The following is a 7,813-nucleotide window of genomic DNA, read 5'->3' on the forward strand; positions in this document are numbered from 1 at the left end:
GAAATCTGTTACAGCCTCCGCTGTTTTCCCACCGTTTCAGGTACCGATTCTAGTCGTCAATTTCACATTTGATTACATTGCCCGTTACGGCATCAATACTGAGGTCATAGCCAACGTTGCCTATTTTACAATCTACTTTATACAAAGGAATAAAATCATACAATGCCGAGATTGAGGCGGCATTTGTCCGGGAGAAGCCTGCGGCGCAGGCGCCGGTTGCTGAGGCGGAGCATCCTGTACAGGCGGCTGCATCGGGGCGGCCGCAGGTTGTTGCTGCGGTTCCGGCTGCTGCGTATTCTCCTGCCGCCCATCGTGACGGTCGTCTTTCTTTCCGTCTTTATGTCTCTTATCTTTCCTGCCGTCCTTATGTCCGTCTTTCCCGTTTTCTTTATTTTCGTGTTTAGCCCCGTCTTTCAAAGCGATTTTCTTGAAAGTAATACTGTCCTGCTCCGTACCGAGCTGTTTTGCCGTGATTTCTTTTACTTTGTCTTCCGAAATCAGGGCCATTCCCTGCCTCTCCGCTTTTTGTTCAATCATCTTCGCACGCGCCTGTGCGACTTCCGCTTTCATTGCCGTTTTGCTGATACTGATACCAGGCGCCGCCGCTTAAAGGTACGGCGCAGACGACAAGAACCGCGGCCAGCCGTTGAAAATTCTTCTTTGTAAATACTTTGCCGGCTTTTTCCTTTACTGTGTTAACCATTTTTTCATTATTCATAATTAATGTCCTCCTTCAGCCGTCAGGCTATATTTTCTTTTTGATGATCCCAGTATACGGGCCGACATTAAACAATTTCTAAAGGCCTTCTAAAAGATTTCATAATAATCTTCATTTTATCTGTTCGTCCGGATATAAAAGGTTGTATTATAAAGACATGCCGATAAAAGAGGAAGGGATAGTATGCACATACGTCTGCGTGATTTTTCCGTACGAAAAAGGCTGTTTCTCACTAATTTCATGATGGTCGCCATCCCGGTATGCTTACTCATACTCATCGGTGGTATACTTCTGGCCGCATTCCGTTTTTCCGGCGCAACACAACAGACGCTTTTAACCGCATTCTGGCCGGAAAAGGGTTCCGCCATGAGTATCCAATATGCCGTCAGCTCACTGCGCGTCAAAGCGGAACACAAAGGACGCCCGCGGGTAAAAGACTTTATTGAGGCGGCGCATCTCCTGGAAGCTCAAGGAATAGATGTCGTGGTCGCACAGGACGGCACGGTATACTACATGTCTCCGCATGCAGACAGCAAGGCCATATCCGAACGGATTATTGCCAAATACGGCCGCAACCCGTCCGTCATGAGCTGGGATGAAGAAGGTTTCACTTTCTCATACATGTCTCCGCGCAGCAGGACGCTCGTCATGGCTTCCGGTGCCGTCCCCTTCCTGGCCAAAGACATGATTCCGGGAAACGACATAAAACATATCGTGGAAACGATATTATATGTCATTCTTGCCCTGTCCGCTACTTTAATCATTCTTTCAGGCTTCTATTTATCTCACCTCATGTCCCGGCAAATCCTCGAACCGTTGTCGGAACTGCGTCAAGCGGCCGCCGATATCCGGCAGGGTAACCTGGATACGCCGGTACGAATTGAAGCGGAAGATGAATTCGGCAAGGCTTGCCGTGATTTCGAACTCATGCGGCAGGAGTTGAAGCATGCCCAAGTGGAACGGGAAAAATATGAGACCAACCGGAAAGAACTGATAGCAGGCATTTCTCACGACCTTTCCACGCCGCTCACTTCTCTCAAAGGCTATGCCGGCGGTATTCTCGACGGTATTGCCAATACGCCGGAAAAACAGCAGCATTATGTCGAACAGATCTACCGAAGCGCCGGTACGCTGGAAGCGCTTGTGGATAATCTCTTTCTCTTTTCCAAACTGGATCTGGGCCGTATTCCCTTCTCAACGGAACGCGTTGCTATTGTTGACTATTTTACCGATTTTGTAGAAGAACAAAAAAAAGCGTACGCCCGGAAAGGCTTGACTCTTTCTTTCCGCAGCCGCGCGGAAACGGCCGTTTTTGTCACTGTTGACCGGCTGCAGTTCCAGCGAGTCGTTGATAATCTCCTCGGCAATGCTTTAAAATATAAAGCCAGAAATATTGTTTCCGTGCATATCGAGGTCAGTGCGGACGAGAAAAATGTTCAAATCCGCTTTGCCGATGACGGCCCGGGCGTAGCCGCTCAGGATTTACCGAAGCTTTTTGACAGCTTCTACCGTACCGACCCGGCCCGCAGCAATGTAAAAAAAGGCAGCGGTCTCGGGCTTGCCATAGCCAAACAAATTATCCTTGCCATGAACGGCTCTATACACGCCGAGAAGACACCGGCGGGAGGTTTGACAATTGTTATTATCCTGCCAATCATAAGGAGTGAAGATAATGAAGAAAATATTAATAATCGAAGATGATAAGGCTATCGGTGAGCTGGAGCGGGACTACCTCGAAGCGGACGGCTTTACCATAGATATTGCGGCAGACGGAACCGCAGGTTTGGAGAAAGCGAAAACAAACCGGTATGATTTACTAATTCTCGATGTCATGCTGCCCGGCGCGGACGGGTTCGAAATTATTCGAGCCGTGCGGAAGGATCAGGATATTCCTATCCTCATGGTCTCGGCACGGCGGGAAGATGTCGACAAGATCCGCGGCCTCGGGCTCGGTGCGGATGATTATATCAGTAAGCCCTTCAGCCCGAGTGAACTCGTCGCACGAGTCAAAGCGCACCTGGCCAGATATGAACGGCTTACGGGTACTTCAGGTACGGCCGCGATAACCTCAATCCATATCGGCGACCTGGAAATACAACCGGAGGCGCACCGCGTCTTCGTCGGCGAAAAAGAAGTTGCCCTGGCAAATAAAGAATTTGAATTACTCCTTTTTTTAGCCAAGAACAGAGGTATCGTCTTCAGTAAAAATACGCTTTTTGAACGCGTCTGGGGCTTGGATGCCGTTGGTGATACGGCAACCGTCATGGTACACATAAACAGGCTTCGCGAAAAGCTTGAAAAAGACCCGTCAGCCCCGCAGTACATTGAAACCGTCTGGGGAGCCGGCTACAGATGCAAATAAAAAACGGGGCTGTAACAGAATGAGGATTTCCCCTCATTCTGTTACAGCCCTTCTGTATCGCACAGGTATCTGATTCTCCGATAAATCAAGGTATCGCCTTATCTGCGTATCATTTTATTAATAAGCCCTGCCGATTTTCGCTTTTAGCAGGTTTCCTCAGTACCTTTTTCAGGGATGTACCTCCCGTCATAAAAACCGTTACGCGTCCCGGACGGCAGCTGTTTTTTCTGCGGCAAATTTCTTCTCCTCCGCGGCCAAGTCGGCAAAGTTAATGGATCGCAACCCCGCAACCAAATCTTTCTGAATGCGCTCGAAAGCCGCATAGAGCGAACACATGCCGCCGCAACCGCGTGTACACGCATCGGAGTCGGCAAGACACCGCTGTAATTCCGTCTGTCCTTCTACGGCATCGATAACGTCATACAGCGTGATATCCCTCGGCTCCCGCTGCAAAGCAAACCCGCCTTCCACACCGCGGTAGGATCTCATGATGCCCGCTGCTGTCAGACTGCGCATAATTTTAAGCAAAAACCGTTCCGGTATATTCTGTTTCTCAGCCAACACGGCGCCTGTGATTTTTGTTCCCGGCGGGCATGTCGCTAAATACAAAACCATGCGGAATGCATAGTCTGTCGCTTGATTTAATCGCATAAACTCTTACCTCCTTACTTCCTCTATTACATTATACAATAGATAACCAAAAAAGTGTAGTTTTATCTCAAAAAAACAGTACAGCATAGAATCCCATACTGTACGTATTAAAGATGAGCCAGCGCATTGATACACATAAAAATAAAGGCCGCTAAGACCGCGCTTAACGGAATTGTAACAACCCAGGCGACGAGCATGCTGCGGGCCACTCCCCAATGGACGGCGCGAACGCGTTTTGCCGAACCGATACCCATGATGGAGCCGGAAACAACGTGTGTCGTGCTTACAGGCAGATGCAAAAGCGTTGCCGTAAAAATGACGATAGACGAGTTCAAATCGGCGGCAAACCCGTTAATCGATTCAAGCTTGAAAATTTTTGTACCCATCGTCGAAATAATACGCCAGCCGCCGGCAGACGTACCGAGCGCCATTGACGTGGCACAGGCCAGTTTAACCCACACAGGGATTTCCATCGTTTCGATATACCCGCCGCTCAACAGGGCGAGGGCAATGATCCCCATCGCCTTTTGGGCATCATTGGAGCCGTGAGAAAAAGCCATGAGGCTGGCGGAAGCAATCTGCATCCTGCGGAAATGGCGGTTTAAGTCGACAGGCGAATAGTTCCGTACGATCCATAAAATCCCGATCATAACGAAATACCCTGTAACCAAGGCAACGGCCGGTGAAAGGATAAGTGATAAAATAATTTTTCCAATCCCCTGATAGGAAAGCGCGGCCGGACCGACGCTGATGGAAACGGCACCGATAACACCGCCGATAAGGGAGTGAGATGAACTGCTCGGTATACGATAATACCAAGTCAGAATATTCCAAACGATGGAACCGATAAGAGCGGCAATAATGACTTCCAAACTGATTTGGGCAGGGTCGAGGACGAGATCGCCGCCTATAGTCTTGGCTACGCCCGTACTGACCATCGCGCCGAGAAAATTTAATCCGGCCGCCATTAAGATAGCCCGGCTCGGCGTAATGGCACGTGTGGAGACACTCGTAGCGATAGCGTTTGCCGTATCGTGAAAGCCGTTAATATAATCAAAGAGGACAGCTAAGATAACGACCGCCCAGATTAACCAATGCTCAGGCATACTTTAATACTATCCTCCTGAATAAGGTTGCCAACGCTTCACAACCGTCCGTGACGTCTTCAATGGATTGCAAAATTTCTTTCCACTTAATGAGTTCAATCGGGTCTTTACATGTCGCAAAGAGCTGTCCCATTTCTTCATGGTACAAATCGTCGCATTCCTGTTCAAGCTTCATAATTTTTTTCGTACGCGCTTCCAACTTCAAATAATCTTTCTTCACGTTGCGCATATACTCGATGGAACGGCGGATTTCTTTCATCGACTTCGCCATAACGACAGCCATACACTTCGTCCCGTCCGTTGCCGCACCGACTTGGTAAATGCACATCTTATCCATAATTTCCGTCACGTTGTCGAGCGCCTTATCAAGCTTGTCGATGAGATCTTGAATATCTTCCCGGTCCATAGGAGTAATAAAGGTCTTCTGCAACCGCTTCATCGTTTCCAGAACCAGATCGTTGGCTTCTTCTTCAAGGCCGTTAATTTTTTTCATGGCCTCTTCCTTGGAAATCTCCTCGTTCATCGCTTCTTTCAAAATATCTGCCGCCGCATAACTGAGCGCGGCATGACGATCCAGTAACGTGAAGAACTTTTCTTCCTTAGGCTTCAAATGAAATGCCATAAGTATCAAATCTCCTTACCTGCCGTGGCAGACGATAGATAACCCTTCGCTATGATTCCATTCAGTATTATATCATAGGAGTATACATTCGTACACAATTTAAATTTCTTCATAAACACACGCTCACCGTATAACCGTCATAAGAAACCGGGCTTTATCCGCTGCTTTATTTAATGCGGCCGTACCGTAAATTATTGAGCACTGTACGAAACGGCGCTGCCTATACGGCTGATCCGGCATATAGAATACGCCCTCATTCTCAATAATTAAAAAACATATAATTTCATGACATTACCGTGAATAAAACGCAACAAGGAATGCCTTATAAGGATAGAGGGGCCAAAAGACTTACAGAAAGGAGGGATACATATGTTCGGATTTTTACGACATCTCACTAAGGGACAGATTATCTTCTGGGCCGGGCGCCTCTTACGCTCTGTCTTACCGCTGCGGCCCTACAGTCTCTGCGGTCACAGTGCCCGTTGTCCCTGCCCGGCCAAAGACATGGCCCGCCTCATGGGGCTTGCCATCGGCGACGAAGTCCATATCCGCCTGGACAGTCCCTGTACGCAAAGCAACACGGCAAAATCCGCTTCAGATGAAGCGGCATAAAAAAGATATACAGCCTGAGGAGGTATGCGGATGCTCGTTTATCTGAACCCGGGTCACGATATACGCCTCGACAGCGGCGCCGTCAACAGAGAACTGAATTTGCGGGAATGTGATTTAGCCCGGCGCGCGGGAACGGCGTCGGCCCGACTCTTGCGGGAGGCGGGCCATGATGTCCTGGTCGGTCAGGCGGACAACCTTTCCCGCATCTGTACGGAGGCGAACGAGGCGGGCGCGGATATTTTTATCTCCATCCACTTCAACGCCTTCAACACACATGTCGGCGGTACGGAGGTATATGTCTCCGGTTCGGCGGCGAGCGCACGCCTGGGCGCATCTATCTACGAGAACCTTCAAAAGAGCCTTCATTTTGCCCCTCGCGGCCTGAAAGACGGTTCTCGGCTCTTTGTCCTGCGGCAAACCGTAATGCCCGCCGTATTGGCGGAAATCTGCTTCATTGATAATACGGCCGAAATCAGGCGTTATCTTGAAACGGAAGCCGAAGCGGCGGCGGCCTTGGCGGCAGGAGTTGAAAATTATTTACGATCGGGAGGTTAGACATATGGCAGAAAAACAAGTTGTATCAGGAAAATTGCAGCTCACCGTCTCTTATACTGACGAAAATAACAAGAAAAAAAACCGTGAACTTTCCTTCGCCAAAGTAAAGGCCGGCGCAACGGCGGCAGGTCTCATGACCGCCGCACAGGCATTGGCGTCCTTACAGGAAGATGACCTCGAGCATGTAAAAGAAACGGTTCAATACGAAATCACGGCGTAAGTAAAAAGGAGGACTTCCCATGAAAACGAAATCGGAACAAAAAACGTTAACACTCACCTTTACCGATGAAAAAGGTAAAAAGGTTAATTATTCAATGCAGCGCCCGAAAGCGAACCTTGATAAAGCAGCTGTCGACGACGCTGCCGGCAAGGTGCTGGAAGCCAAGGTCTTTGCTACGACGGAAGGCGACCTCACAAGTTTTGCCGCAAGTCAGGTCGTGACGCGCAAGGTGGAAGTATTCGAATAAGAACGGGAAAGATACCGGCAAGGCTGAGCGACACCGAGTCGCTCAGCCTTATCGGCATAGTAATTAAACGGGGGAACATACAAAAAAAATTTACAGTAAAGAAGGCTTTGTCATGGAAAAACAAACGGATATCAACACAATTATCGGTATGGCCCAGCAAGGCAACGTTCAGTCCAAACAAGTACTGCTGTCAATGTATAAACCGCTCCTGCTCAGTCATGTTCGACGATACATCTCTTGTTTTCCTTCTTTTGAAGATGCCTGTCAGACGGCGGCCATGGCCGCACTGGAATGTATCATGACCTATGACGCAACGGATGATAAGCCCTTTGTATACCGTTTAAAAGCACACGTACATCATATTTTCCGCACTCATCTTAACCGAAAACGCCGTGACGACAAACACTTTATCATTACCGTTCGTACTGTTGACGGCACTATAACGGACCTGCCCGATATAAGGGATGATAATCCGTCAGTTCAACCGGAAGCCGTTCTTTTGGCGGCGGAAGAATCCCGTCATATATGTCATATCTTCACCATGTTGACGAAAGAAGAAAAATATCTTTTTACATCCCGCTACCTGGAAAGACGCCACGAGCGCGACATCGCCCGTTCCACCGGCTGGAGCCAGGCAAAAGTCAGCCGCAAATTACATGCTTTGAGGCGGCATATTCTCCATCTTTTGAAATAACGGTATAATAAAGAGTTCCCGTGAAC

At 48.8% G+C, this 7,813-nt stretch carries 12 protein-coding genes; 7 read left to right on the forward strand and 5 right to left on the reverse strand.

The genetic code is table 11. From position 1 onward, the window contains the following. Positions 1 to 132: 132 nt before the first annotated feature. Both HMPREF0080_RS01300 and HMPREF0080_RS01305 read right to left on the reverse strand, forming a co-directional pair. Positions 133 to 537 carry a hypothetical protein gene (locus HMPREF0080_RS01300; RefSeq protein WP_006789301.1) on the reverse strand — a complete coding sequence of 135 codons (405 nt, stop codon included), beginning with the start codon at positions 535 to 537 and terminating at the stop codon, positions 133 to 135. Beyond that, on the reverse strand, positions 530 to 718 hold the full coding sequence (locus HMPREF0080_RS01305) for a hypothetical protein (RefSeq protein ID WP_006789302.1): 189 nt from the start codon (positions 716 to 718) through the stop codon (positions 530 to 532). Before HMPREF0080_RS01305 ends, HMPREF0080_RS01300 begins: the two co-directional genes overlap by 8 nt. Before the next feature lie 183 nt (positions 719 to 901). Between HMPREF0080_RS01305 and HMPREF0080_RS01310 the strand changes: the two genes are divergently transcribed. Together HMPREF0080_RS01310 and HMPREF0080_RS01315 are read left to right on the forward strand one after the other, a co-directional pair. After that, entirely contained in the window at positions 902 to 2,419 is a 1,518-nt protein-coding gene (locus tag HMPREF0080_RS01310) for a sensor histidine kinase (protein ID WP_006789303.1), read from the forward strand. Then, positions 2,391 to 3,080, forward strand: coding sequence for a response regulator transcription factor (locus HMPREF0080_RS01315; protein WP_006789304.1), 690 nt, complete (start codon positions 2,391 to 2,393; stop codon positions 3,078 to 3,080). Before HMPREF0080_RS01310 ends, HMPREF0080_RS01315 begins: the two co-directional genes overlap by 29 nt. A 198-nt stretch (positions 3,081 to 3,278) precedes the next feature. Here HMPREF0080_RS01315 and HMPREF0080_RS01320 read toward each other — a convergent pair whose 3' ends face one another. From HMPREF0080_RS01320 to HMPREF0080_RS01330, 3 genes are all read right to left on the reverse strand, one after another. Further along, entirely contained in the window at positions 3,279 to 3,731 is a 453-nt protein-coding gene (locus tag HMPREF0080_RS01320) for an RrF2 family transcriptional regulator (protein WP_006789305.1), read from the reverse strand. A gap of 107 nt (positions 3,732 to 3,838) precedes the next feature. Beyond that, positions 3,839 to 4,837, reverse strand: a complete 999-nt coding sequence (locus tag HMPREF0080_RS01325; protein WP_006789306.1) for an inorganic phosphate transporter — start codon at positions 4,835 to 4,837, stop codon at positions 3,839 to 3,841. Next, on the reverse strand, positions 4,830 to 5,459 hold the full coding sequence (locus tag HMPREF0080_RS01330; protein ID WP_006789307.1) for a DUF47 domain-containing protein: 630 nt from the start codon (positions 5,457 to 5,459) through the stop codon (positions 4,830 to 4,832). The genes HMPREF0080_RS01325 and HMPREF0080_RS01330 overlap by 8 nt, the downstream gene beginning before the upstream one ends. Positions 5,460 to 5,828: 369 nt before the next feature. Between HMPREF0080_RS01330 and HMPREF0080_RS01335 the strand changes: the two genes are divergently transcribed. The 5 genes from HMPREF0080_RS01335 to HMPREF0080_RS01355 all read left to right on the forward strand — a co-directional run bounded on the left by HMPREF0080_RS01335 (position 5,829) and on the right by HMPREF0080_RS01355 (position 7,787). Next, positions 5,829 to 6,071, forward strand: a complete 243-nt coding sequence (locus tag HMPREF0080_RS01335; protein ID WP_006789308.1) for a hypothetical protein — start codon at positions 5,829 to 5,831, stop codon at positions 6,069 to 6,071. A 30-nt stretch (positions 6,072 to 6,101) separates the two neighbouring features. Further along, the gene (locus HMPREF0080_RS01340) at positions 6,102 to 6,626 is read left to right on the forward strand and encodes an N-acetylmuramoyl-L-alanine amidase family protein (RefSeq protein ID WP_040346786.1); all 525 of its coding nucleotides are present in this window, start codon (positions 6,102 to 6,104) and stop codon (positions 6,624 to 6,626) included. 4 nt (positions 6,627 to 6,630) lie between these two features. Next, positions 6,631 to 6,846: a DUF1659 domain-containing protein gene (locus tag HMPREF0080_RS01345; RefSeq protein ID WP_006789310.1), complete on the forward strand. Its 216-nt coding sequence runs from the start codon at positions 6,631 to 6,633 to the stop codon at positions 6,844 to 6,846. 19 nt (positions 6,847 to 6,865) lie between these two features. After that, complete coding sequence (locus HMPREF0080_RS01350; RefSeq protein WP_006789311.1) at positions 6,866 to 7,093, forward strand: DUF2922 domain-containing protein; 228 nt, start codon at positions 6,866 to 6,868, stop codon at positions 7,091 to 7,093. Between the two features lie 112 nt (positions 7,094 to 7,205). Next, a complete protein-coding gene (locus tag HMPREF0080_RS01355) occupies positions 7,206 to 7,787 on the forward strand; it encodes an RNA polymerase sigma factor (protein ID WP_006789312.1) in 582 nt (193 codons plus the stop codon). The last annotated feature ends 26 nt before the right edge of the window (positions 7,788 to 7,813 follow it).

The sequence above is a fragment of the Megasphaera geminata F0357 genome (assembly GCF_000239275.1).
GTDB lineage: Bacteria > Bacillota > Negativicutes > Veillonellales > Megasphaeraceae > Megasphaera > Megasphaera geminata.

Bases quoted from the DNA above. Each gene is read 5' to 3' on its own strand.
- HMPREF0080_RS01300 (WP_006789301.1), bottom strand. From the start codon at position 537: ATGATTGAACAAAAAGCGGAGAGGCAGGGAATGGCCCTGATTTCGGAA.
- HMPREF0080_RS01305 (WP_006789302.1), bottom strand. From the start codon at position 718: ATGAATAATGAAAAAATGGTTAACACAGTAAAGGAAAAAGCCGGCAAA.
- HMPREF0080_RS01310 (WP_006789303.1), top strand. From the start codon at position 902: ATGCACATACGTCTGCGTGATTTTTCCGTACGAAAAAGGCTGTTTCTC.
- HMPREF0080_RS01315 (WP_006789304.1), top strand. From the start codon at position 2,391: ATGAAGAAAATATTAATAATCGAAGATGATAAGGCTATCGGTGAGCTG.
- HMPREF0080_RS01320 (WP_006789305.1), bottom strand. From the start codon at position 3,731: ATGCGATTAAATCAAGCGACAGACTATGCATTCCGCATGGTTTTGTAT.
- HMPREF0080_RS01325 (WP_006789306.1), bottom strand. From the start codon at position 4,837: ATGCCTGAGCATTGGTTAATCTGGGCGGTCGTTATCTTAGCTGTCCTC.
- HMPREF0080_RS01330 (WP_006789307.1), bottom strand. From the start codon at position 5,459: ATGGCATTTCATTTGAAGCCTAAGGAAGAAAAGTTCTTCACGTTACTG.
- HMPREF0080_RS01335 (WP_006789308.1), top strand. From the start codon at position 5,829: ATGTTCGGATTTTTACGACATCTCACTAAGGGACAGATTATCTTCTGG.
- HMPREF0080_RS01340 (WP_040346786.1), top strand. From the start codon at position 6,102: ATGCTCGTTTATCTGAACCCGGGTCACGATATACGCCTCGACAGCGGC.
- HMPREF0080_RS01345 (WP_006789310.1), top strand. From the start codon at position 6,631: ATGGCAGAAAAACAAGTTGTATCAGGAAAATTGCAGCTCACCGTCTCT.
- HMPREF0080_RS01350 (WP_006789311.1), top strand. From the start codon at position 6,866: ATGAAAACGAAATCGGAACAAAAAACGTTAACACTCACCTTTACCGAT.
- HMPREF0080_RS01355 (WP_006789312.1), top strand. From the start codon at position 7,206: ATGGAAAAACAAACGGATATCAACACAATTATCGGTATGGCCCAGCAA.